23 protein-coding genes are annotated in these 22,025 nt (G+C 70.3%); 8 read left to right on the top strand and 15 right to left on the bottom strand.

Features of this window, described 5'->3' with window-relative positions; all coding sequences use genetic code 11:
• Positions 1–11: 11 nt before the first annotated feature.
• Complete coding sequence (locus WMF19_RS04200) at positions 12–278, top strand: hypothetical protein (RefSeq protein ID WP_437897898.1); 267 nt, start codon at positions 12–14, stop codon at positions 276–278.
• An 85-nt stretch (positions 279–363) separates the two neighbouring features.
• On the opposite strand, the gene WMF19_RS04195 is transcribed toward WMF19_RS04200, so the two are convergent.
• A complete protein-coding gene (locus tag WMF19_RS04195) occupies positions 364–996 on the bottom strand; it encodes an HD domain-containing protein (RefSeq protein WP_437897897.1) in 633 nt (210 codons plus the stop codon).
• A gap of 291 nt (positions 997–1,287) precedes the next feature.
• Here WMF19_RS04195 and WMF19_RS04190 point away from each other — a divergent pair, with 291 nt between their 5' ends.
• Both WMF19_RS04190 and WMF19_RS04185 read left to right on the top strand, forming a co-directional pair.
• Positions 1,288–1,731 (top strand): helix-turn-helix transcriptional regulator, encoded by a 444-nt coding sequence (locus WMF19_RS04190; RefSeq protein ID WP_437897896.1) that lies wholly within the window; start codon positions 1,288–1,290, stop codon positions 1,729–1,731.
• 53 nt (positions 1,732–1,784) lie between these two features.
• On the top strand, positions 1,785–2,171 hold the full coding sequence (locus WMF19_RS04185; RefSeq protein ID WP_437327574.1) for a VOC family protein: 387 nt from the start codon (positions 1,785–1,787) through the stop codon (positions 2,169–2,171).
• A gap of 76 nt (positions 2,172–2,247) precedes the next feature.
• On the opposite strand, the gene WMF19_RS04180 is transcribed toward WMF19_RS04185, so the two are convergent.
• The 3 genes from WMF19_RS04180 to WMF19_RS04170 form a co-directional block, all read right to left on the bottom strand.
• Positions 2,248–3,369 carry a hypothetical protein gene (locus tag WMF19_RS04180; RefSeq protein WP_437897895.1) on the bottom strand — a complete coding sequence of 374 codons (1,122 nt, stop codon included), beginning with the start codon at positions 3,367–3,369 and terminating at the stop codon, positions 2,248–2,250.
• Between the two features lie 89 nt (positions 3,370–3,458).
• Positions 3,459–4,298: a hypothetical protein gene (locus WMF19_RS04175; RefSeq protein WP_437897894.1), complete on the bottom strand. Its 840-nt coding sequence runs from the start codon at positions 4,296–4,298 to the stop codon at positions 3,459–3,461.
• Complete coding sequence (locus WMF19_RS04170; protein ID WP_437897893.1) at positions 4,295–5,203, bottom strand: ABC transporter ATP-binding protein; 909 nt, start codon at positions 5,201–5,203, stop codon at positions 4,295–4,297. The genes WMF19_RS04175 and WMF19_RS04170 overlap by 4 nt, the downstream gene beginning before the upstream one ends.
• Before the next feature lie 678 nt (positions 5,204–5,881).
• Here WMF19_RS04170 and WMF19_RS04165 point away from each other — a divergent pair.
• Positions 5,882–6,475 (top strand): hypothetical protein, encoded by a 594-nt coding sequence (locus WMF19_RS04165; RefSeq protein WP_044963911.1) that lies wholly within the window; start codon positions 5,882–5,884, stop codon positions 6,473–6,475.
• A 67-nt stretch (positions 6,476–6,542) separates the two neighbouring features.
• Here WMF19_RS04165 and WMF19_RS04160 read toward each other — a convergent pair whose 3' ends face one another.
• Positions 6,543–7,901, bottom strand: a complete 1,359-nt coding sequence (locus tag WMF19_RS04160; protein ID WP_437897892.1) for an FAD-binding oxidoreductase — start codon at positions 7,899–7,901, stop codon at positions 6,543–6,545.
• Positions 7,898–8,605: a FadR/GntR family transcriptional regulator gene (locus tag WMF19_RS04155; protein WP_437897891.1), complete on the bottom strand. Its 708-nt coding sequence runs from the start codon at positions 8,603–8,605 to the stop codon at positions 7,898–7,900. The genes WMF19_RS04160 and WMF19_RS04155 overlap by 4 nt, the downstream gene beginning before the upstream one ends.
• A gap of 461 nt (positions 8,606–9,066) precedes the next feature.
• On the opposite strand from WMF19_RS04155, the gene WMF19_RS04150 reads away from it, so the two are divergent.
• A complete protein-coding gene (locus tag WMF19_RS04150) occupies positions 9,067–10,275 on the top strand; it encodes a hypothetical protein (protein WP_437897890.1) in 1,209 nt (402 codons plus the stop codon).
• 51 nt (positions 10,276–10,326) lie between these two features.
• On the opposite strand, the gene WMF19_RS04145 is transcribed toward WMF19_RS04150, so the two are convergent.
• The 4 genes from WMF19_RS04145 to WMF19_RS04130 form a co-directional block, all read right to left on the bottom strand.
• Complete coding sequence (locus WMF19_RS04145; protein ID WP_437897889.1) at positions 10,327–10,782, bottom strand: DUF1003 domain-containing protein; 456 nt, start codon at positions 10,780–10,782, stop codon at positions 10,327–10,329.
• 271 nt (positions 10,783–11,053) lie between these two features.
• Positions 11,054–12,718, bottom strand: a complete 1,665-nt coding sequence (locus WMF19_RS04140) for a hypothetical protein (RefSeq protein ID WP_437897888.1) — start codon at positions 12,716–12,718, stop codon at positions 11,054–11,056.
• Between the two features lie 159 nt (positions 12,719–12,877).
• Complete coding sequence (locus tag WMF19_RS04135) at positions 12,878–14,095, bottom strand: hypothetical protein (protein WP_437897887.1); 1,218 nt, start codon at positions 14,093–14,095, stop codon at positions 12,878–12,880.
• A gap of 775 nt (positions 14,096–14,870) precedes the next feature.
• Positions 14,871–15,221: a hypothetical protein gene (locus WMF19_RS04130; RefSeq protein WP_437897886.1), complete on the bottom strand. Its 351-nt coding sequence runs from the start codon at positions 15,219–15,221 to the stop codon at positions 14,871–14,873.
• On the opposite strand from WMF19_RS04130, the gene WMF19_RS04125 reads away from it, so the two are divergent.
• Positions 15,202–15,906, top strand: coding sequence for a hypothetical protein (locus WMF19_RS04125; RefSeq protein ID WP_437897885.1), 705 nt, complete (start codon positions 15,202–15,204; stop codon positions 15,904–15,906). The two genes, WMF19_RS04130 and WMF19_RS04125, sit on opposite strands and share 20 nt — an antisense overlap.
• A gap of 133 nt (positions 15,907–16,039) precedes the next feature.
• On the opposite strand, the gene WMF19_RS04120 is transcribed toward WMF19_RS04125, so the two are convergent.
• On the bottom strand, positions 16,040–16,351 hold the full coding sequence (locus WMF19_RS04120; protein ID WP_437897884.1) for a hypothetical protein: 312 nt from the start codon (positions 16,349–16,351) through the stop codon (positions 16,040–16,042).
• Between the two features lie 701 nt (positions 16,352–17,052).
• Between WMF19_RS04120 and WMF19_RS04115 the strand changes: the two genes are divergently transcribed.
• Positions 17,053–18,285: a GAF domain-containing protein gene (locus WMF19_RS04115; protein ID WP_437897883.1), complete on the top strand. Its 1,233-nt coding sequence runs from the start codon at positions 17,053–17,055 to the stop codon at positions 18,283–18,285.
• 54 nt (positions 18,286–18,339) lie between these two features.
• Positions 18,340–18,867 carry an arsenate reductase ArsC gene (locus WMF19_RS04110; protein ID WP_437897882.1) on the top strand — a complete coding sequence of 176 codons (528 nt, stop codon included), beginning with the start codon at positions 18,340–18,342 and terminating at the stop codon, positions 18,865–18,867.
• 87 nt (positions 18,868–18,954) lie between these two features.
• On the opposite strand, the gene WMF19_RS04105 is transcribed toward WMF19_RS04110, so the two are convergent.
• From WMF19_RS04105 to WMF19_RS04090, 4 genes are all read right to left on the bottom strand, one after another.
• On the bottom strand, positions 18,955–19,812 hold the full coding sequence (locus tag WMF19_RS04105) for an ATP-dependent Clp protease adaptor ClpS (protein WP_437897881.1): 858 nt from the start codon (positions 19,810–19,812) through the stop codon (positions 18,955–18,957).
• Positions 19,813–19,881: 69 nt separating this feature from the next.
• On the bottom strand, positions 19,882–20,904 hold the full coding sequence (locus WMF19_RS04100; RefSeq protein ID WP_437897880.1) for a hypothetical protein: 1,023 nt from the start codon (positions 20,902–20,904) through the stop codon (positions 19,882–19,884).
• Positions 20,905–21,076: 172 nt separating this feature from the next.
• Positions 21,077–21,451 carry a VOC family protein gene (locus WMF19_RS04095; protein WP_437897879.1) on the bottom strand — a complete coding sequence of 125 codons (375 nt, stop codon included), beginning with the start codon at positions 21,449–21,451 and terminating at the stop codon, positions 21,077–21,079.
• A 75-nt stretch (positions 21,452–21,526) separates the two neighbouring features.
• Positions 21,527–22,021: a cupin domain-containing protein gene (locus WMF19_RS04090; protein WP_276597168.1), complete on the bottom strand. Its 495-nt coding sequence runs from the start codon at positions 22,019–22,021 to the stop codon at positions 21,527–21,529.
• Positions 22,022–22,025: the final 4 nt, after the last annotated feature.

The following is a 22,025-nucleotide window of genomic DNA, read 5'->3' as shown; positions in this document are numbered from 1 at the left end:
CCGTGCGCCGCATGGCGACTCACGGGAACGAAGGGGCGGCTGCGAATGGCGAGGTCAGCGAGGTCGACGAGAGCGTCCTGAGGGATCTCGAGTCCAGGTACGCCGAAGTGGCTTGCCCGGTGCACGGCGACCCGCCGAGCTTCGAGCTCGCGCCCGACGGCTCCGTTGTCGAGCGCTTCTGCTGTCCAGCGCTCCTCTCGATCGTCCGCGAGCTTCAGGTCGCCGCGGGCGAGCGCCCTCCGCCTCCAGGAGACGGGGACGAAGAGGTCAGAGGCTGATCGCCGCCTCGACGCCGCGATCCGCTCCTTCGTCGATTCTTTGTTCGCCCTCTGAAGCTCTCCGAGCTCCTCCTGCCGCTACTCGCTACTCGTTGAACGCCGCGCCCGCGATGACGTCGCAGAAGTGGATGGGTCGAAACCCGTCGAGCCTGCGCTCGCCGACGTCGGCCACGACCGACGAGGTGGCCGCCGCCTCGTTTCGGCGGAGCAGCCCGCAGAGCGCGGAGGTCATCGCCTCCTTGAAGCCGAGCCGCGGATAGCGCCCGAGCGCCTCCCCGACGAGCCCATCGGGCAGGAGCGTCCGGGGCGCGTAACCGACGTCGATGGCCGCGCCCATCTGGCAGAGGGCGATCTCGGGGCGCTTTCGCTGGGGTATCACCACGGTGGTGTGCAGGGCGATCGCGTCCCAGACGATCTCCTGCTCGCCCGCGCCGACCCCGCGCGCGGCCAGGAAAGCCCTCGCCGCGTCGGCCCCCTCGACCTCGAAGCGCGTCTCGACGGGGGCCGAGTCGGTGAGGCCCAGGTCGTGGAACACACACGCCAGATAGAGCAGCTCACGGTCGTACGACAGCCCCCGGAGCCGCCCCAGCGCGTCGCCGAAGACGTACGTGCGCGCCACATGGTTGAAGAGGAACGGGGCGCTGACGGCCCTGGCGTGCTCGGTCGCCTCGGCGCAAAGGTTGCTGTCCAGAATCTCGGGTAGCTCGATCGCATTCATTGGCTCCTCCCGGGTTTGCTTGGGCCTGGCTCGGGACATCACGAAGCGCCGTCACGGCGGCGCAGCGCCCGAGCCCGCAGACGGCCCGCGGCCGCGTCGCCAGTGGGTACCAGACGGCGCGTCTGTCCCAAAAGACAATGAAGCTGCAATTTCGGCCAAGGCCGACACTCGCTCTGTGGCGCGCGCGGCCCGGTCGGCCTGGTTCCTCGTCTTCCCCGGCCCCGCCTCGCGCGCCCCTCCGGCGGGGTCGCTTGAGCCCGCCGCCGCCACGCTCTATCCTGGTCGCCGGCGATGCTGCTCGGACATGACGCGCTCAGGAACCTCTGCCGGGCGCGGGACCTGCTCTCCGAGGTCCGCGAGTCGAGGCTCTCGATCGAGGACGTGGCGCGGGAGGTGGCGATCTCACCCTACCACTTCATCCGGCAGTTCGAGGCGGTGTTCGGCGTGACCCCGCACCAGTACCGCATCCGGTGGCGCCTTGATCTGGCCAAGCAGCTCCTGGCGGCTGGACATCACTCGGTGACCGACGTGTGCATGGAGGTCGGGTTCTCCAGCCTCGGCAGCTTCAGCGCGCTGTTCGCGCAGCGGATCGGCGTGCCGCCGTCGGCGTACCGGCGCCGCGTGCGCGCGATGGTGCAGGTGCCGGGGAGGCTCCCGTGGGAGCTCGTCCCCGGCTGTCTCACCCTGATGGGCCGGCTGCCGCCGGGCGCGTTTCGCAGTTTTCGAGAAGCGTGAGCCGGGCGGCCCTGGCAGAGTCGGCCCGAACCGTCAGCTCAGCGAGGCGATCGATGAGGATCAAGCTCAACAGCATCATGGTCGAGGACCAGACACGCGCGCTCAAGTTCTACACGGAGGTGCTCGGCTTCAAGAAGAAGAGCGATTTCCCGGTCGGGGAGTACCGGTGGATCACCGTTGTCTCGCCGGAGGGCCCCGACGACCTGGAGCTCGTCCTGGAGCCGAACGCCAACCCGGCGGCGAAGACATTTCAACAAGCGATGTTCGCGCAGAACATCCCGCTCACCGCGTTCGAGGTGTCGGACCTCAAGGCCGAGTTCGCTCGCCTCAAGGAGCGCCAGGTCGCGTTCACCCAGGAGCCCACGCCGATGGGCCCGGTCATGATCGCGGTGTTCTCGGACACCTGCGGGAACCTGATCCAGCTGTATCAGCCGCTCTGATACCACGTCGCCAGGGCCATCCTGGCCCTGATAGGGTATCGCCCAAGGACGAGCGGCGCGCAGGGCGTTGCGTTCGTCACCGCTGTGGCGCTGGCTCGGCCTCGCCGTCGCGCTCCGGATCGCGCCGGTCTCGACGACACGGGCCGAGGTTCTTCAGCAGCTCGACGGGCAGCGCCACGTCGACCGAGAAGCGCTGCTCCTCCGGCTTGCTCGCCCAGGGAGGGCGCCGCGTCTGCGTCTCAACCTTCGCGTGGTCGAGCAGCTCGGCGAGCTCGTCGTTGTCTTCGCGCTTCGCGTTGAGCCGCCCCATGGAGAGCGCGGCGCCGAACAGCTTCGACAGGTCCTCCATCTCCTGGCCAGCGGGCCCGGCGACCTCGGCGACGACGGCGACATCCTCCGAGGCGTCGACGTGGATCTCCACCCGCTCGACGGTCTCTCGGATCCGCTCGGCGAGATTGTCCTGGTCCGACGGCAGCATCCTCGAGAGATCGTCGGGCGAGAGCACTCCATAAACGTCGCTGTAGGCCTGGTGTTCCTGGAGGATGGATCCCTGCGCGGGATCGGTCGATTCGAGCCGATCGATCGCATCCTCGACGAGGCCGGCCTCGGCGCGCGGGTCCACGAGCAGGACGTCAGGCCCCCACGTCGCGACGACCCTGCCCGTGTCCTTTTCTTCGTAAAGGATGCCTTTCTCCCCGTACGTCCTCGTGGTCCATCGCTCGCGCTCGAACTTTGCGCCCTCGAACGACCCCTGGAGCACCATGAGCCCCGTGCTCGACGTGGCGACGCGCTCCACGTCTTCCAGCACATCGATCCCGTATCGGTCCTTCAAGCGCGCGACGCCGGCGCGCTCGTCGCCGCGCGCCAGCATGCAATCGAGCCAGATCTGCATGATCGGCGACTCTTTGAGCGCCTCGATCTCGAACACCATGGCCGAGCGCTTCGGATCTGCAGGCAGGGCGGCGAGCACCGGGTCGCGCTTCCATTGCGGCGCTTCGACGCCGGGCGGCGGGGCAGACAGCGGCGGCAGCGTGCGGCGACGGCTGGCGCGCTCCACCTCTGCCGGCTTCGGGTAGCGCGGAAACTCGATCTTCCGGGGCCGGACCGTGGGCTTCTCCTTGTCCCCACGCGACATCAGCCACGCGGCGAGCGCGAGCAGGACCATCGCCGCCGCGAGCCACACGCCCCGCTTCTTCATCGGTCTCATCGCGTCGTCACCCCCGCCCAGGCGCCGCGGAGCTGCCGGTTCCGATCGCTCACCGCCTCGTCGAGCATCGCCGCTTCACCCTAGAAATCCTTCTCTTCGAACACGTGGATGCCCACCGCGAGCGCGGCCAGGCCGAAGATGAGCAGCCCTGCCACCTGGCTGGCGAGCACATCCCCCTTGATCGCCGTCGCCACCGCGATATCCGCGGACGCGTCGGCGAGCGCCGACACCCGCGGAAGCGCGAGCGTCGCCGCGCGGAAGGCCCAGCGGGCCAGGCCGGGCTCGAAGAACGAGTCGAGCTGCTCGCGGTACCCCGCGATGATGCCGAGGAAGAACAGGGCGATCCCTACCGCCGCGGACAGCGCGGCGCTCCGCACCATCACCGCGGTCGTGAGCATCGCCCCGTAGATGCCGGCGAACGTCGCGCTCGCGAGGAACGCGGCCACGATCGGGCTCGCCATCCACACGCCCGCCCTCAGCCCGAAGATGACCGTGATGCCGACGGCGCCGTACAGCGTGCTGACGAGCGAGAGCGCGAGCACGCCGAGGAAGGTGCCGAGCAGGAGCTCGAACCGCCGCACGGGCAGCGACAGCAGGTGCTCGATGCGCCCCGGCGCCAGGAGGCTCGGGCCGAAATCGGCGCAGGAGACGATCCCGAACGCGAGCCCCCCGTAAAACAGCACATACGCCAGCGCGCGGCCCACGTAGCGGAGCGCGACGTCGACCGAGCGGATCTCGCCGCGGCCGACCTCCTTGCCGAAGAGCCGCGTCGCCGCGAGCGCGCCGTCCACCACCTCGAGCTGCAGCGCGCTCCCGATCACCACGAGCGCGAGCGTGACGCCGATCCCGAGGGCGAGGAACCACCTCCGCGACGAGGCCTCGCGCAGGAGGTCGCCGGCGACGCTCAGCGCCGCCCTCACGCCGCACCTCCGCGAGCGCCGCCCGCGCCCAGCGCCTCCGCCAGCACGTCCTCCAGGTCGCGCAGGTCCCGCGACAGCTCGACGAGCAGGGCGCCGGCGCGCCGCGCCTGATCGAGCGCCTCGTTGAGCGCCGCGGGGCTCTCGGCCTCCAGGCGCCACCCGCCCTCCCCGTCGACATGACGGAACCCGAGCGCGGCGACCCTCGCCGCGTCGACGCCGTCCGCGAACCGCACGCGGTACGCCGTCTCGCTGCCGCACAGCTCGACGAGCGCGCCCTCGCGCACGAGCCGCCCGCCCGCGAGGATGCCGATGCGGTCGCAGATGCGCTCGGTCTCCGACAGGAGGTGCGAGTTCAGGAACAAGGTCGCCCCCCGCGCGCGCTCTTCGCCCAGGATCCTGCGGATCTCGGCGCGGCCGAGCGGGTCGACGCCGTCGGTCGGCTCGTCGAGCACGAGGAGCTCCGGCTGCCCGAGCAAGGCCGCGGCGAGGCCGAGGCGCTGCCGCATCCCCTTCGAGAACCCGCCGATCTTGCGATCCGAGTCGGCCCCGAGCCCTACCCTCTCGGCCAGCGCGCGCAGCGCGCCCTCGCCCGGCGAGAGGCCCTTCATGCGGGCGACGCTCGCGAGGAACTGCCGCGGCGTGAACGCGCTGGGCAAGAAGAGCCGCTCCGGCAGGTACCCGATCCTGGCGCGCACGCCCGGGTCCTCCGGCTCGCCGCCGAGCACGCGCACGGCGCCGCTCGTCGGGCGCACCACGCCGAGCAGCGTCTTGATGAACGTCGTCTTGCCCGCGCCGTTGAGGCCGATGAGCCCGAACGCGGCGCCGCGCTGGATGGCGAGGTCGAGGCCTGCGAGCGCCGTCTGCCCGCCGCTCCGGCGGAAGAAGCCGCGGTAGACCTTCCTCACGGAGGACGCTTCGATGGCGAGCACGGCGGCGTAGTCTGGCCGGCCGACCGCCGCACGCAAGCGGAATGCCCGAGGCGAGGGAGAGCGGAGCAGGAATCCTTCAGTCGCGACGGCGCGACCAGGCGCGTGCCGAGTCGACCGCGAAACACAGGCTCAGCGCAGGGCCAAACACATCGTGAGGGGGCGGGAAGTCCAGACGCTCCGGGGGCGTTCCGGCCCCATCCTCCGCCCGCGGGCAGCGTCAAGCGCCAAGGAGCACGTGGTTATGACAGACCATGTCCGACCGGGTCCACGCCTCGATCACGCCCCCTCCTCTCCAGTTCTCCACAGGGGTTCTCCACAGGAGATCCCCTGGACAACAGCTGGATTCTGTCGATTACCTTCGCCGCGCGCGCCACCTCTCGTCATGGCCACTCGCGCGGCCGGGAGGAGCCCCGCGGCGCCGGGTGAGCCGCGCCCGATCACCCACGTAAATAATTGTAATTACAATACTTTTTCGACCCGCGACGCATCCGTCCGCCCTCGACAGGTTGGGACAATGTCCGTCCGACCGATCCCTTTCCCGACGGGTCCAAGATGACTATCCATGGTAGACACCAAGGACGCGGCGCGACGGCGTGTCTCTCGTACGACGCGTGTCGATGGCGCGCCCGAATGCTTCGTTTTGCAGGAGATTTCATGGAAAAGATCTCGCTCACGTACTTTGTCGACTTCGTTCTCAAGGCCGGCACGCCCAAGCTGACCGGCGTCAGGGAGTTCAAGGAACGGAAGGACGAGCTCTACACGGACTTTTACAGGCAGGTGCGAGAGGCGATCGTTGACATGCACAGGAGCGGAAAGCCCACCAGCGTGCTCGACGGCTTCCTCGCCGCGCAGCACGACGAGCGGCGCCGCCGCATCTACCCGTCGGTCGTGAATGGATATCGCAAGTTCCTCGCCTCGGCGAAGATGACGTGGTTCGAGCCGCCGGCGTCGACGTACCGCCTGGGTGATCTCGAGATCAACGTCAATCCGGAGCTCGGGCTCGTCATCGATGGGACGCCCCACGTCATCAAGATGTATTTCCGCGGCGAGCCGCTGTCGTCCAAGCGCGTCTCGGTGGTGCTGAACCTGCTGATGAACGGGCTCGCGGAGAGCACGCCGGGCGGCGCCTTCGCGGTGCTCGACGTGCGGAACGCCAAGATTCACACCTTCAAGGTGCCGAACCCGCGGCTCAGCCTGCTGCTCCGCGGCGAGGCGGCCTCCTTTGCCACCATCTACACCGGGCTCTGATCGCGGCGGCGCCGCGCGAGGCGGTGCCGCGCGAGACGGTGCCGCGCAGCGCGGACGTCACGCCACGTCAGCTGTCGATCACCTTTCCGGGGTTGAGGAGGCCGCCCGGGTCGAAGGCGTGCTTGATGCGGCGGTGCAGCGCCAGCGACGCCGCGCCGAGCTGGCGGGTGAGGAGGCCGCGCTTGAGCGTGCCGACGCCGTGCTCGCCGGTGATCGTGCCGCCTAGGTCGAGCGCCTGCGCCATCACCTCGTTGAAGGCCGCGACCGCGCGCGCCTCGGCCGCGGCGTCGTTTCCATCGAACACGACAAGAGGGTGAAGGTTGCCGTCGCCCGCGTGCGCCACCGTCGCGATGGTGGTCTGCGTCGCGGCGGCGATCGCCTCGATCCGACGGAACATCTCCGGCAGCTGCGGCAGCGGCACGGCGACGTCGTCGACGAGCACCGTGCCGAGCTTCTCGAGCGCCGTGAGCGCGAGGCGGCGCGCGGTGAGCATCATCTGCCCCTCGCTCTCGTCCTCGGTGGTGGCGATCACCGTCCCGCCGGCGGCCTCGCAGGCCGCCTGCATGCAGGAAAGCTCGGCGGACCCGGGCGCGTCGCTCTGCGCGATCAGCATCGCGGCAGCCTCGGTGTCGAGGCCGAGAGGGCGGAAGCGCTCGACGGCGCGGAGGGTCGTGCGGTCCATGATCTCGAGCATCGACGCATCGACCGAGCGGACGATCGCTGCGACCGCCCGGCCCGAGGCCTCGAGCGAGGTGAACGTCGCGACAAGCGTGGTCGCCGGCGGGGGCCGCCGCCGCAAGCGCAGCGTGATCTCGGTGATCAGCGCGAGGGTGCCCTCGGAGCCGACCAGGAGCCGAGTCAGATCGTAGCCAGCGACGTCCTTGCGGCTCCTGCCGCCCGTGCGGAGCGGCGTCCCGTCGGCGAGGACCGCCTCGAGGCCGAGCACGTAATCGGACGTGACACCGTATTTCACGCAGCACAGGCCGCCGGCATTGGTGGCGACATTGCCGCCGAGGGTCGAGACGGCGTAGCTCGACGGATCGGGCGGGTACCACAGCCCCCGTTCGTGCGCGGCGGCCTTGAGCTCGCCGTTGAGCACCCCCGGCTGGACGACTGCGAGCATCGAGGCCTCGTCGATCGCGAGGATCCGGTTCATGCGCTCGAAGCTCAGCACCACGCAGCCGTCGGTGGCGGTCGCCCCGCCGGCCACCCCGGTCCCGGCGCCGCGCGGCACCAGCGCGGTGCGGTGCCGGGTCGCCCATTGAGCAAGCGCCTGCACCTGGGCGGTCGAGGCCGGCCGCGCCACCGCGACGGGCCAGCCGCCAGGCGCCCAGAGAGCCTGATCGCGGCGATAGCCCTCCATGATGTCACGATCCGTCACCAGGCCGTCGCCCAGGATGAGGGCAAGTTCGTCGAGCGGGTTCATGTGCCGTAGAACTCCGAGAGGTGCGCCCTGAGGAGCGTCGCGGCCGACTTCGCGTTACCGCGCTCGATCGCGCGCAGGAGCGCCCGGTGCTCCGCGACGACCCGCGGGCGGATCGCCGCGAACGAGCGCGCCTGCAGCGCCTCTTCGAGGTGGAGTCGGATGCTGTCCTTGACCGCGACCATCACGAGGGCGAGCGCCTGGTTGCCAGAGGCCGCCACCAGCGCGACGTGGAATGCGATATCGACGTCGTGGAACTCGGTGGGCGAGATCTGCTCCCGCTCCATCTCCTCGAGCGCGGCGCGCGCCTCGTCGAGGTGAGCGGCGACCGGCGCGGCCGCCGAGCGGGTCATCGCGGCGGTCTCGATGGCGACGCGCAGCTCGATGAGGTCCGGGAGCGACACATTCCGGAGCTGGACAACGTGGGTGAGCGCCTCGCAGAAGCGGTCGACGGCCGCGTCAGGGCTCGCGGCCTGCATCGGCGAGGTCCGGCCGCGCGACGCGAGCAGCCCCTGCGCCTGGAGGTGGCGGAGCGCCTCGCGGATCGTCGCGCGGCTGACCCCGAACTGCTGAGCGAGCTCGCGCTCGGGCGGCAGGCGCTCGCCTGACGAGAGCGAGCGATTGAGGATCGCGTCGCGGATCTGGTCGGCGACGTCGACGTAGATCGCCGGACGGGACACCGTCCGGAAGCGGGGGGCGCTGGTCATGTTGTCCGTTGGTCAGACCAAAGTGCCGCGGGCGATCTTCGCCGTCAAGACAAAATCGGGAATCCATGACGGTCAGGTGGAATAGCTCCGGAGGAGCCATCGCCCTCTCCTTGGGCCAGGGAAGGAAGAAGCCCAAGGACTTCCCTGGTACGAAGGAGTGCCCGGGTATAACTTTAACGATTTCGAAAATATCCACTTGAGACTCGGCCCCCTGCGTCGCGAAAGATGGCGCGGCCGCGTCAGCGCCGCCGGGCGGCCGGCGGTGCACCGACCCGGCGCCTAGCTCAGGAACGCCTCCTTGGAGACGCTGATCCACATACGCCGGAGGTGCCCACACGTCCCCACCACGAGATTGATGAGCCGCGGCGCCCCGGAGGGCGCACTGCTTCCAGGAAGTCGAGAGGATCCCACGACCGAGCCGGCACTCGCCGGCGAGGCACAGGATGGCAACGGAGGAATCGATGATCCGTACGGCTCGTATCGCGCTGGTGGCTCTCACGCTCGCGCTCCTGCCCGCCTGCGGCGAGGCCACGGCGACGGCCAGCGCGGAGATGGCCCTGAGCGAGGAGCTCGGCGCCGCGGCGCTGGTCGAGGAGCACGACGAGGGGAATGTCGCCTGGCGCATCGACGGCGACGGCCAGGTGAAGGCAGCGATCACCGCCAGCTCCGGTGTGCGCATCAAGGAGGACGTCGGCGGCACGCTCGTCTGGAAGCTGCCGTCCGGAGAGGCGCGGACCATCCCGCTCGCGATCGACGCGAGGACGGGACTCCTTGTCGCGGCGGGGCCGAAGCTGGAGGCGGACCTGACGGAGATCAGCTACACGCTCACGGTCTCGGGCAAGCCGTGGAGCGGCGTGCTGCACGTGCCCGCGGGCGGCACGGCGGAGCTCGTGGCGAGCGCCAGGGTGAGCGCGGAGAGCAAGGTGTCCGAGGTCACGGTGGGCCCCCACGGCGGCTCCGTCCAGGTGGTCGGCGACGACCGGCTCGAGATGGTCGCGAACGAGGCCACGGGAGAGGTGCGCGTCTATGTGCTCGATGCTCGCCTCAAGCCGGTCGCCATCGAGGGGCGAACGCTCAAGCTGGGTCTCGTGGCCGAGCGACCCGAGGTGCTGGTCCTCGCGCCGGCTTCTGCTGGATTCTACTTCGTGGGCAAGCTCGCGGCGGTGGTGAACCCGTTCCGACTGACGGTCGCGCTCGGATTCCACGGCACGACGCGGGTAGCGCTCTGGGGCTACCGGCCCGGCGTGCGCGTGATCGCGACGGCCGCGCGGGCCCCGCGGGTCAACATCCTCGTGAAGAGCTTCACTGATGGGCCTGACATCGACCTGCACGCCGGCGCGCGCGCCGGCGTGAACGTGAAGGTGCATGACCATGATCGCGGCGGCGACAAGGTCAAGGTCATGATCCATGACAAGGACCATGGCGGCGGCGACAAGGTCAAGGTCATGATCCATGACAAGGACCATGGCGGCGGCGGCACCAAGGTCATGATCCACGACAAGGATCATGGCGGCGGCGGCACCAAGGTCATGATCCACGACAAGGGCCATGGCAGCGGCGGCACCAAGGTCATGATCCATGACAAGGACCATGGCGGCGGCGGCAAGGCGAACGCGCATGGGAGCAGCGGCGGCGGGGCAAAGGCAGGCGGCGCCAAGGGCAAGCGCTGAGCTGCGCCGAGCCCGCAGGTGCCGCAGCTGGCCTCGCGCGCTCAGGCGGCCTCAGGTGCCGGGCCTGTCGCGCGCCGCCCGCTCGATCTCCTCGATGACCTCTTCGGGTCGGACATCCTTCTTCAATTCGTCCAGGTTTGCGTCCTCTCCGCTGGTGACACCGAGATGACGAGCGATGTCGTCCACGAGGCCGATCAAGCGCGTGACCTCGTGCTCGGCGAGGAGGTTGATCTGAAGGTCCAGATCAGCCCGTTTGTCCGCGAGCGCCTGCATCCGGTTCTGGCTGATGAGCACGAAGGTCGACAGGAAGATCGCCTCGACCGACGCGATCATCGCCAGCATCACGAACGGGAATGGGTCGAAGGGCTTGATCCCGGGGACGATGCCCAGGTTCAACAGGATCCAGCCGCCGAACAGGAGAGCGTGGATATAGACGAAAGTCATGCTCCCGGCGAAGCGGGTGATCGTGTCTGCCACCATCTCTCGATGGGTCTTTCCACGTTCCATCTTCTCTCGTACGGCGAGCAGGGTATCTATGTTGCGCCGAACCAGGTTGTTCAGCTCGCTCGCGTTCGCGTGACGTCGATTCCGATCCATCGAGGCCATGCGGGATGCAAGTTTCGCCCCCACGGGACGGCCTGCGCCCTTCGCGGCGTGGCCGTATCCGCAGGGGATGGCTGGCCGCTGCGCCAGCCCGCAGGGCGTCGGGACCGTGTGGCCCCAACCCGGGCACGATCGCCGGTGCCTGGGCCTGGTGCGCGCTGGCGAGCCCCCGCCCTCAGGGCGTGAACATGCCCGTGTACGTCTGTGCCTGGGCCAGCGTCGCCCCTCGGTACTTGAAAGGCGCCTGTCGCGTGTGCTCGCCCAGGTACGCGGTGATCTGCACGCTGTAGTACCGCCCGCTCTCGAGCACGCCCTCCGGCACCTTGACCGTGGTCGCCGTGGTGTCGACGCTGAGGACGCTCGTGCGCTGGCTCAGCACCGCACCGTCCGCGTCCTTGACGTCATCGTAAAGGAAGACGACGACGCGGTATCCGTCCGGCTCGCCCAGATCCGGCGGCTCGAAGGTGATGGTCGGTGTCGCGCCGGCGCCCTCGGTCACCGTGTCCACTGGCAGGCTCACGCCGTCGATCCGCGGGTCCCGCGGCAAGCCGAGCAGCGGCTCCACCGCCGCGCCGTTCGCGTCCTCGGCGCTCGTGACGACCGCAACGAAGCCGCGCAGGCTCTCCTGGACCTCATCGACGGGATGCATCACCCGCGTGCGGAACGTCACCCGCACGTCGAGCAGCTCCATGCCTCTCCCGGCGTACGGGTTGCCATACTGGTACGTCGCCGCGTGGTCGCCGGGGTGGAACGTCGTCAAGGCAGCGTTGCACCCATCCGGGCAAAGCTCAGCTTCGCACGTGTCGTCCGTCGAGAAGCAGGTCGGGTCGACCGGCTCCTGGCCGCTCGTGACCTGCGCCTGGAACAACGTGGGTGTGCTTCCATAGAGGGGCACGCCGGTGCCGGGCTCCTGGTACATCACCATCGAGGTGACCGTGCTCGAGAGGACGGCCGGCGCGTTCGCCGTCACCTGCGCGATGAACCGCGATATCCGGAGGTCGGCCGCGAAGGTCGACAGATCGAGCGGCGCGAACGAGCCGCCGAAGGCGATCGCCTCCCCGTCTTGCATGTTCACCTCCCGCGTCGAGAACGACGCTTCCGCCGCCTCGTACGGGAACGAGGACCAGGGATCGTGCGGGTCCGCCTGCTCCGGTGGCGAGCCCGCCTGGTGCTCGACGAGCTGGGTGACGTGCAGGACATCGCCCTTGGAACCATCGACCAGCGGCCGCCCGCCGTCATGCGACGCCGGGAAGACCTTGTTCCGCCAGTTGAACGCCCAGCCCGAGCAGGCCGTGTCCCGGTCGGCCGGCGCGCCTTTCGTCCCCTCCTCCGGGACGAGCGAGGCCATCGCGTCGACATTGAAGCTGTAGAGCTCGATCCTGTCCTGGAGCGGCTGGACCAACGCGCCCTCCGCGTCGCGGCTGAACTGGTGCCAGGGCTTGAGCCCGTCCGCTGTGAGCGCAGCCTCGGTGTCCTGCGTCGCGTTGCCGTTGTCGGGCCGCCCGGAGTACGCGCGACCGAAATCGACGGTGCGCGCCGTCGCCTGCAGCATCGCGCGGCTCTTCGGCGCGTTCGTCGCGCGCTCGTCCGGCGCGGTGGTCGTCACGATCCAGTACTCGCCCTCGGGCACCGCCGGGAGCTCCCAGCGCGAGCCGTCGGCCGACAGCGCGCCCTGGAAGGTCTGCACCGCGCCATCCGCGGCGATCACCTGGGCCTCGACGGACGCGTACTCCGACATATCTCGGCTCACGGTGATCTCGCCGCCCTCGGTGACATACCGATCGATCAGGCCGAGGACCACGCCCTCGAACGACTCTCCGTCATCTCCACATCCCGGCACGGCCGCGAGGATCGTTATCACCAGCACTGAAGAGAGATGAGTCCACGTGCGCATCGTCCCAGTAGACGAAAGCGTGCACAAGCAGCGCAAGTGGAAAATTCCACCCGATGCGGTTCTCCCTCAGGCGCCCTCGCCGCCGGGCGCGCCCGCCGCGGCCGCTCACGCGGCGACGAGCATCCGTTCCCCGTCGCGCCGCGCCGCCGCCCACGTCTCGTCCCAGGCGGCGTCGGCCTCCGCGCGCTGGAGCCGGCCGAACGCCTGCACCTCCTTCCGCTCGCCCTCGACCTCGGCGTCATCCGCCGGCGGCGCCGGCGCCGGCCCCGTCATTGCGTCGCCGACCGCCTCGCGCACCTCGCGCCCGCCCTCGGCCAGGCAGTAGGCGAGCACGCGCCACCCGAGCTCGGCGTGCAGCGCCTCGTCGCGCGCGATCTCGCCGAGGGTCGCGCGCACGCCCGCGTGCTTCGCCCCCGCGAGCGACCGGCGCGCACGGGCCGCCGCCGTACCCTCGCCAAGACAGCCGTCGTGCCACGCCTCGAGCGCCATCCGCACGAGCGCCGCCTGGCGGTCTGCGTCGCGCGCCGCCGGAGGCGGGAGAAGCGCTGGCCTGAGGCGCCACCCCGCGAGCTCGCTCGCGATCTCGCTGCACCGCGCCGTGTGGCGGACCTCATCGCCGAGCGCGGCGAGCGCCCGCGACACGAGCGACGCGGGCGCGCCCACCGCCATGAGGTCCCGCGCGAGAGCGACGAACGCCGGGATGGATCCGCACTCGGCCCGCGCGCAGTCCAGCCATGCCCCCGCGAGCGCCGCCCGGGTCGCGCGATCGAGCCGCGCCGGGCGCGATGCAGCAGGGCCCAGCCCGAGCACCGGCGGGAGCACCACCCCGTCGGCCGTGCGCAGCGGCCGGCCGTCGACGGCATGGGACCGCTCTCCGAAGGGCCGATTGGCGCGGACACCCATGCCAAACATCCCCTCGGGGACGAACAGCTCGCCCGACAGCGGAATGACCGCGCGCGCTGAAAAATCGACGACTACCGGTTCGAACAGGCTGGCCATCGCGCCGACGTGGAGCCCGTGCTGCGCCGGGAACTCGTCGCTGATGCGGGTGCGGTACGTCCAGCCGAGCTCACCGTCGATGCTGCAGGCGACGGCCTGGTCGGAGTTGCCCGAGGTATCGCCGCCGCCATGGCTGCCGATCGCGAAGCGGCCGGCAGAGAAGTCGAGCCATGTCGCCTGCACGAACGGACCGAATCCCATGCGACCCGAATCGAACACTCCGGCCATGCTGCCCTCCATGAGGAACGTCGCGCGGAGGTCGCCGCCAAGACCGAAGGCGAGCTTCTGGCCGAAGGAGACCGACACGGAGATCCCAACCGACATGGCAAAGGGATCGTCGGCGCGCGCCTGGCCGGGCAGCGAGACGAGGGCGGCGACACCGAGGGCGGCAAGCGTGGGCGGGAGTGCGCGGGAACCCAAAGACATGGAACCTCCGTAAAGCCAAAAGGGAGCCAAGAATCGATCTCGACTCCAAATTTACCAGATGGCGCGAATCGGGACGACCGCGTTGCGTGACGGAAAGCGGCTCTGGAGGGCGGGAGCACGCGCCGCGCGCGGTCCGCTCGAACCTCCATGCCGCCCGATCGACGGCGAGCGAGCTCGTGGCGGAGAAGGTGTCACACGCAACAGAGCGCGACCTTCTGGGCGGAACATCCCATCCAAGAGCCCGCGAAAAAGATTGACCTCCGATCCCGCGGCGCTGACACATAGTCATCTGGGTGTTGCAAAAAGTTTTCCGAATTGGGAAATTCCCACCGCCAGGCGGATGGGGCACCGGCGCCCTCGGCTGGATCATGATCCCCCTGTCTCACACCTGCTCGACCTCGGGGGTGCGGCTGGCAGCAACGACACGTCGGGCTCGGAGGGCGAAAGGCGGTGGGCTCCATGGCGATCGCGCGCGGCCGGGTCGATCGGGTCATCTCGTCCCCGATCGAACGGCCGGTGGTGATCGCGGGGCTCACCTCCTGCGACGACAGCTCGCAGCGCCCCGAGGGCAGGACCTGCCGCGCGCCCTCCCATGCCAGTGAGCCTCGCCGCCCCGCGGCGCGGCTGCCCTCCTGCTTAACACGAGAAAGGAAACGGAGACCATGACACGCACTTATCGCCACTTGCTGCTGCCTCTGACCGTCGCGCTCTTCTCGCACGTGGTCGGCTGCTCCGGTTCAGGCTCGGATGCGGACACCTCGAGCGACGGCTCGACCACCTCCGGCGGCGGCACCACCGCATCCACCTCCGGCGGCGGCACCACCTCGACCACCTCCGGCGGCGGCACCACCGCATCCACCTCCGGCAGCAGCACCACCTCGTCCACCGCGAGCGGCGACACCACCTCATCCACCGCGAGCGGCGATACCACCTCGTCCACCGCGAGCGGCGACACCACCTCATCCACCGCGAGCGGCGGGACGACCGAGAGATTCAGCTTCTTCGTGACCAGCCTCGCCGCCATGCGGGAGCTGTCGGGCTCCCAGGACGGCTTCGGGGGCGACCTCCGCTTCGGGGAGACGGGGCCGGGCGCCGGCCTCCGCGGCGCGGACAAGATCTGCGCGACGATCGCCGAGAAGAGCCTCCCGGGCGCAGGAAGCAAGATGTGGCGCGCGTTCCTGAGCGCCACGGCAGGCGAGGACGGGAAGCAGGTCAACGCGATCGACCGGATCGGCGAGGGGCCCTGGTACGATCGGCTCGGCCGGCTGGTCGCGAACGAAAAGGAGGAGCTGCTCAACACGCGTCCCAGCGGGGCCGACGCGGCGATCATGAACGATCTGCCGAACGAGGACGGCGTCCCCAACCACCAGCCCGATCCGGGCCAACCCGCGGTCGACAACCACGACACCCTGACGGGCTCCAACGCCCAGGGGCAGCTCCAAGGCGCCACGGCGACGTGCAAGGACTGGACGGCCAAGACGGGAGACAGGGCCGAGGGGGGACCGCAGCTTGGACACTCGTGGCCGCGGGGCGGCGGCGGCGGCCCGGGCGGGGGCGGGAGCGGGTCCCACTGGATAACATCTCACAATGCACCGGGGTGCGCGCCGGGGGTCACCATCGTGGACATAGGAGGCCCCCAGCAGGGCTCGAACACCGTCGGCGGCGGCGGCGGCTACGGCGGCATCTACTGCTTCGCCCTGACGCCCTGACGCAGGCAAAACCGACGCGCGCCGCCTCCCGGCCGACAACGCCATGAGCCGCCGCGAGCTGCGCGCTGAACGACCAGCTCGTCGAGCTCACCGCGGGGCCGCCGTGCTGGCTCTGGAGCCCCTCCTCCCGGCATCAGCGGCCGCCGAAGCCGGGAGCGAACAGGGCCGCCATCCGATCCGGACGGGTGACGCCGAGGCGGGCCATCGCCTCGCCGGCCGTCCGGACGAGCGCGCGGCCCTCATCACCGCCAAGCACCTCCCCTAGCCGCCTGCGCGCCGCCGCGGCGCTCAGCGCGACCTCGCTCGCGTCGAACCCGGCGATCGCCGCCTCCAGGTGCGTGCGCGCGAGCGCCGCGTCGCCGCGCGTCCAGGCGACGGCGGCCAGCGTGAGCCACGCCTGGGCGCTCGCCCAGCCCACCCGCTCCCGCAGGAGCGCGCCGGCCACGCCCAGGCCACCCCGGTGCACCGCTCGCGGAAGATGCGCTCTGCCTCCTCTGCGTGCATCACCGTCTCTCGAAACGACGTCTCGTGAGCGGCGATCGCCCGCTGGATCCGGAGCACGCCCTCGACGCGCGCGTCGCCCGAGCGCTGGAGGAGCGGCGTCACCGCGGCGGCGGCGCGCTCCGCGGAGCTGCCCGCCGACTTGCCGATGATCGACGCGAACAGCGCCATGAACGCGAGCCCGAGCGCGACGCGCCGCGGCTCCGCCAGAGCGCACGCCGCGTCGACGGCAGACGCCGGGAAGCCGTGGAGGCTGCCGGCGCCGCCCATCATCCTCCGCGCACCCCGGCGCAGTCGCGCGGAGCCATCACGGCATGACGGCGAGCGAGCCCAGCAGCCCTGTCCAACAGCGAATGGCCACGCTCGCCTCACGTGACAGGAGATCTCTTATGCGCCGCTCCACCGGAGAGGCGACGCCATATCAAGAGTCCGCTCGATACCCCAGGAACGATCTGGGCGCCCCTGTCACCACGCGCAGCGCGCGGACTTCACGCCGGCGCAAAATCCTCGAAAGATACGAGAATTCGGCATCGTTTCGGTGACATCGCGGCAAAATCGTTTTGGCAGATACGTCGCAGAGATCTTGATTGCACAGGAGACATATGCGCTGCATCATGACCTCGCACCCTCTGCGCAAATCCAGCCATGACGAGCAAGCTCGCCCTTCGCTCTGTAAACGGTGTGCAGGAGCCACCTACAGAGATCCCGTGCTCCCCGCCCGGCGCCCCGACGTCGGTGCGCGGGGACGACGGTGAGTCGCGTGCGTTCGTCGAGGCGCTGACAACGGCGATGAAGGCAGAAGAAGCGGCGTGCGCCGGCCTCCCGCACGAGCAGCGATGGGCGCTGGCAGAGCGTCTGGTCACCATGGTGCGGGAGACGCTGGAGCAGACCGCCCCGCCCGAGGCGGCGACCGGCGCCGTAGGCTCCACGGCGCTCTACGATCTCTGCTGTGCGCTCAGCTTCGCGGCGACCCTGGAAGAGATCGCGGAGATCGTCGCGGGCTATTCCGTGCCGCTCGGCGCCGAGGTGTGCATGCTCGTCACCTTCACGGGCCGAGCCGAGGAGGCGGCCGCCTCGGCCCAGCTCGCGGCGGCGTGGCCGCTCGGGGCGGAGCTCCCCGGCATCCAGGAGAGCTTTTCGTTGCGAGAATCGCCGCTGCGCCAGCTCCTGCTCGCCCAGGAGCTCGTGATCTCGGAGGACGTCGCGCGCAGCCATGCGATCGACGTGGCATCGCGGCGGGCGCTCCTCGCGGCGGGGTGGCAGTGCGTGCTGTCTGCGCCCCTCCTGCTCCGAGCGCGGCTCTCGGGGCGGCTGCTCCTGGCGTGGCCGGCGCCGCGCCGCTTCAGCGCCCAGGAGATGAGGCTCATCACGAGCCTCGCGAACCAGGCATCGGCCGTGGCGGAGCGCATCGTGCTGATGGAGGAGTCGGCGCGCCAGGTGCGCGAGCTGGAGCTGCTTCGCGCGGAGCTCGAGGCCGCGGTAAGCGCGCAGCGGGAGCTCGTCCGGGAGCTCAGCGCGCCGCTCATCCCGGTCGCGGACGGTGTGGTCGTGATGCCGCTCATCGGTCGGCTCGACGAGGCGCGCATGAGCCAGGCCCGCCGCGTGCTCCTCGACGGCGCGGGGCGCGGCCGCGTGACCGCGGCTATCGTCGATCTCACCGGCGTGCCCGCAGTCGATCCGCCCGCGATCGATGGATTCGCGCGGATCGCGCGGGGGCTCCGCCTGCTGGGCGCTCGGACCGTGATCACCGGGATCCGCCCGGAAGTCGCGCGGGCGCTGGTCGATGTCGGCCCGGGCCTCGGCGGCTTCGCGGTCCGGCCGACCGTCGAGCGCGGCATCGCGCTCGCCATGAGCCGATCGCTCCACCGGACAGCCTGACGAGCGGCCCGCCCGCCGCGGCGCACGCGCGAATGCAACCAAGAGGAGGCGCAGATGAGCACGACGAGCATTGATGTGAGGGCGCCGACGCTGTCGTCCGCCGGCCATTCCGCCCCGAGGACACCGGCGGCGAGCGGCGCCGAGGCGCCGTCTCACGTTCTCTTCCTCTGTGCCCACAACAGGGCACGTTCCCAGCTCGCGGAGGGCATCCTGCGGCACCTGAGCTACGGCCGGATCAAGGCGTCCAGCGCAGGCTCCGAGCCATCGATCATCCACCCCCTCTCGGTGCGCACCCTCGCGTCGATGGGAATCGACGCCAGCGGGCAGCGATCCAAACACATGGACGAGCTCGCCGGCGAGCGCTTCGATTACATCGTGACGGTCTGCGACCGCGTGCGCGAGGTGTGCCCCAGCTTCCCCGGCTCCCCGGAGAGGCTCCACTGGAGCCTCTCGGACCCGACCGCGGTCGTGGGCTCGGAGCCCGCGCTGCGCATGGCCTTCCAGCAGACGGCGCGACAGCTGGAGATGCGGATTCACCAGCTCATCACGCGTATCGCGGCGAGCCGACGCGCGGAGCGCTGAGGTCGGCTCGGCCCGCCGGAAGGATGGGCTGGGCCAAGTGTGATCTTTTCGGGCAAAGTCGACCACCACCCGGCGCCAGCCGTCCTCTCAGAAGGATTGCGGCGCGCGCGGCTCGCCGCCGCGCGCCTCCTCCGCCCCGGCGGGCTCGGTCGCCCAGGTGAAGCCCATCTCCTCGGCCGCCGGGCCGAGCGTGATCCGGATCGGCATGCCGCGCTCGCGTGCGACCTGCGTCGCGCGCGCCAGGAGCCCGGCGGCGACGTCCGGCGGATACGGGCCCGCTGCGGCGGAGCCCGCGAGGTGCACGGTCAGCATGAAGTGCGTCGCCTCGACCTCGTCCATTCCGAAGCAGTCGACGAGCAAGCGCTCCACGGCTTCCATCCTGGTCACGTCGTCGTTCCAGAACACGATCTCGACCAGCTCGCCTGCATGGTTGCTGCGCTCCGGGGCGCGGGGCGGCTCCCGGCTCGCCTGGTCGAGGTCGGGACACGCCCTCGTGAGCAGCGCGGCGGCGAAGCAGCGCTCCCCCGCCGACTGCGCCGCGACAACCAGGTCGATCGGCGACGGGCCCCGCCACGACACCGACCTCGACCAGGCGCGATCCACGATGGCATTCACGGCCGGCGATAACTCGAGCGTGGCGATGTCCGTGGGTGCCTCGCGCGGCCCCGCGAGGTGTCGAGTCAGCTCGCGCCGCAAGGACGCGGCGCTCGCGCCGGCCGATGCGACCAGCGTCGCCACCCGGCGATCGCAGAGCGCAGCGAGCACGACATGCTCCGGGAGCAAGACCCGCTGCCCGCGCCGGATGGCTTCGAAGCTCGCCGTGTGCATGACCACGGTGCTATCGCCGCGCGGGCGTGCGCGTGAGCGCCGCTTCCGCCGGCGGTGGAGGATGGCGAGCCCGGTCGCCAGCACGAGGAGCAAGAGCCCCACGAGGAGGATGCGCATGTGCCCTGCGCATCCTACGCCGAAAGGAGGGCTGCCTCCAGCGCGCCTCGTGGGGAGTGGGTTTTATGATCAGTTACACGGCCCGAGGTCGGCCCACTCGGCCGGGCACCAGAACGTCGGGTTGCTGGGCGGGCAATCCGGGTGCGACCACCAGATCTGCTGGGTCGCCGACCAGAGGTGGCCGCCGTTGGTGACCTGCGTGGAGGGCGTATACACCTGCGCCGACGCCCACGCGGGCACGCCGCTGCAGTTGTTCGTGGGCACGGTCGACGTGCAGGCCTCCCAGGTCGACGGCGACGCGCTGAGGTTCTTGTTCTGGTAGACGTAGGGAGCGGCGTCGTGGAACGACCAGGTGCTCGCGCCCGACATGTTCTGCCAGGCGCCCGCCGTCGTCTTCACCTGCTGGCGAAGCATCTTGATGGGCGCCTCGCAGGAGACCTGCGGCTCGGGGTACTGCGGGCCCACGTCGGCGAAATGCTCGATGTCGTGCGCATACATCTCGACGGTGCTGCGCGCGTCCTGGGCGAGGAACTGCCAGCCGGCGCCGTCCTTCATGTCGACATAGAGGCAGAGCTGGGCGCCGGTCACGCTCGCGACGCGCTCGGGCGTGCACCACTCGTACTTGAAGACGACCTGCTGCCCGGGCTGCAGGTTGCCGAGCGAGCCGCCGCAGGTGCCACCCGAGCCCCACTGGGTGTTGCAGCTCGAATGATTCCCCGTGACGCCGTTGTCATCTCCGAAGTAGTAGACGAACCACCCGTCCGGGCTGTGGTAGATGCCAGACTCCAGATTGTAGTACCACTGGCCAACCGCGGTCCAGGCCGTGGACGCGTTCAGGAGCTGGGGGACCTGCCACTCGATGAGCCAGCCACGGGTGTCACCGACGGTGCCCGTGTAGCTGCTCGTCAGATCGTAAGTTCCGCGCTGGCTCGCCACCCCGAGGCTCTCCTCGTCGTCCACGCCGGCACCGGCGGTGCATGCGGCGGCGCCGAGGGCTCCGAGGAGCAACAGCGCCGCGCCGATCCGCGGCAGGACAGCGCGTGACGGACGGAGAGAACAGGCATGCATCGACAGAGTGCTCTTCTCGATCATAAGGATTCTCCTGACAGCAATGTTTTCCCCCGCGGCCCTGAATAGCGCGGGCCGAGGCCGCCCACCGTTAAGTCGTGTTAAGGCGAACGACGTGATTCAGGGGTGAGGCGCTGGGCGCGCAGGAGCGGGTCGCGGCGTAGGTCGATGCGCTGGTGGCGACGTGGAGTACTGCTCAGCCCGCTTCAGCGTCGATGATCTCGATGCGGTTCCCGAACGGATCGTCGGTGTGGAACCGCCGCACGCCGGGCAGCTCGTCGCTCCAGCGGACGGCGTGGCCCGCGGCCAGGAGCGCGGCGGCGATCTCGTCGATGCCCCTCACGGCGAAGCCGGGGTGCGCCTTGCGCGCCGGCTGGAAGTCGCGCTCGACGCCGAGGTGCACCGTCACGCCGCCCGCGCGGAACCAGGCGCCGCCGCGGGACGCGAGCGGCTCGGGCTTGGGGAGCTGCTCCATCCCGAGCACGTCCCGGTAGAACGCCACGGCGCGCGGCTCCTGCCCGGGCGGCATGGCCAGCTGCACGTGATCGATGCACAGGAAGGTGAAGGGCATGCTCCACCCAGGATACATCGACGCGACGCGGCCCGCGAGCGGCGCCCTGCCTGCCCGCGCGACCTCGAAGCGCGTTCACCGGCGCGCCGCCTCCCACTCGGGGCTGCTCAGGAAGTACGTATCGTAGAGCTCCTGCACGTCGCGCAAGGTTTCGGGCGGCTCCTCGCCGCGGGCGATGCGCGTCAGCTTGCGGAAGTAGTCGAAGCGCTCGACCCCGGGGGTGATGACGACCAGGAGCTCTGCGCCCTTGCCGCGCGCGGCGGCGAACGCGTGGGCGACACGCGGAGGGACCACGAGGAGATCGCCCTTCTCGGCCGTCACGACGTCGCTGCCCGAGAGGACCTGCACCGCGCCGTCGAGCACGTAGAACATCTCGGCCGAGCCATCATGGCGATGGGGCCGCGCGCCGTCCGCGTCCTTCGCGAGCGTCACGCGCACGGTGGAGAGGGCTCCGCCCGTCGCGCTGCTGTCCGCGAGGAGCTGGATCCGCGCGGCGGGAGAGCCGACGATCTCGGCGTCGGCGCCACGGACGACGACCGACCGATCGAAACAAGGCTGGATGATCGACATGCCG

This window comes from Sorangium sp. So ce124 (genome assembly GCF_051525235.1).
In the GTDB taxonomy this organism is placed as follows: domain Bacteria; phylum Myxococcota_A; class Polyangia; order Polyangiales; family Polyangiaceae; genus Sorangium; species Sorangium atrum.
The sequence above is the reverse complement of the archived record's forward strand: the minus strand, read 5'-3'. Positions and strand labels throughout refer to the sequence as shown.

Coding starts and splice junctions, on each gene's coding strand:
- WMF19_RS04200 (WP_437897898.1), top strand. CDS start 12: ATGGCGACTCACGGGAACGAAGGGGCGGCTGCGAATGGCGAGGTCAGC.
- WMF19_RS04195 (WP_437897897.1), bottom strand. CDS start 996: ATGAATGCGATCGAGCTACCCGAGATTCTGGACAGCAACCTTTGCGCC.
- WMF19_RS04190 (WP_437897896.1), top strand. CDS start 1,288: ATGCTGCTCGGACATGACGCGCTCAGGAACCTCTGCCGGGCGCGGGAC.
- WMF19_RS04185 (WP_437327574.1), top strand. CDS start 1,785: ATGAGGATCAAGCTCAACAGCATCATGGTCGAGGACCAGACACGCGCG.
- WMF19_RS04180 (WP_437897895.1), bottom strand. CDS start 3,369: ATGAAGAAGCGGGGCGTGTGGCTCGCGGCGGCGATGGTCCTGCTCGCG.
- WMF19_RS04165 (WP_044963911.1), top strand. CDS start 5,882: ATGGAAAAGATCTCGCTCACGTACTTTGTCGACTTCGTTCTCAAGGCC.
- WMF19_RS04160 (WP_437897892.1), bottom strand. CDS start 7,901: ATGAACCCGCTCGACGAACTTGCCCTCATCCTGGGCGACGGCCTGGTG.
- WMF19_RS04155 (WP_437897891.1), bottom strand. CDS start 8,605: ATGACCAGCGCCCCCCGCTTCCGGACGGTGTCCCGTCCGGCGATCTAC.
- WMF19_RS04150 (WP_437897890.1), top strand. CDS start 9,067: ATGATCCGTACGGCTCGTATCGCGCTGGTGGCTCTCACGCTCGCGCTC.
- WMF19_RS04145 (WP_437897889.1), bottom strand. CDS start 10,782: ATGGAACGTGGAAAGACCCATCGAGAGATGGTGGCAGACACGATCACC.
- WMF19_RS04135 (WP_437897887.1), bottom strand. CDS start 14,095: ATGTCGGTTGGGATCTCCGTGTCGGTCTCCTTCGGCCAGAAGCTCGCC.
- WMF19_RS04130 (WP_437897886.1), bottom strand. CDS start 15,221: ATGGCGGCGAGGCTGGTCACGAAGAAGCTGAATCTCTCGGTCGTCCCG.
- WMF19_RS04115 (WP_437897883.1), top strand. CDS start 17,053: ATGACGAGCAAGCTCGCCCTTCGCTCTGTAAACGGTGTGCAGGAGCCA.
- WMF19_RS04110 (WP_437897882.1), top strand. CDS start 18,340: ATGAGCACGACGAGCATTGATGTGAGGGCGCCGACGCTGTCGTCCGCC.
- WMF19_RS04105 (WP_437897881.1), bottom strand. CDS start 19,812: ATGCGCATCCTCCTCGTGGGGCTCTTGCTCCTCGTGCTGGCGACCGGG.
- WMF19_RS04100 (WP_437897880.1), bottom strand. CDS start 20,904: ATGATCGAGAAGAGCACTCTGTCGATGCATGCCTGTTCTCTCCGTCCG.
- WMF19_RS04095 (WP_437897879.1), bottom strand. CDS start 21,451: ATGCCCTTCACCTTCCTGTGCATCGATCACGTGCAGCTGGCCATGCCG.
- WMF19_RS04090 (WP_276597168.1), bottom strand. CDS start 22,021: ATGTCGATCATCCAGCCTTGTTTCGATCGGTCGGTCGTCGTCCGTGGC.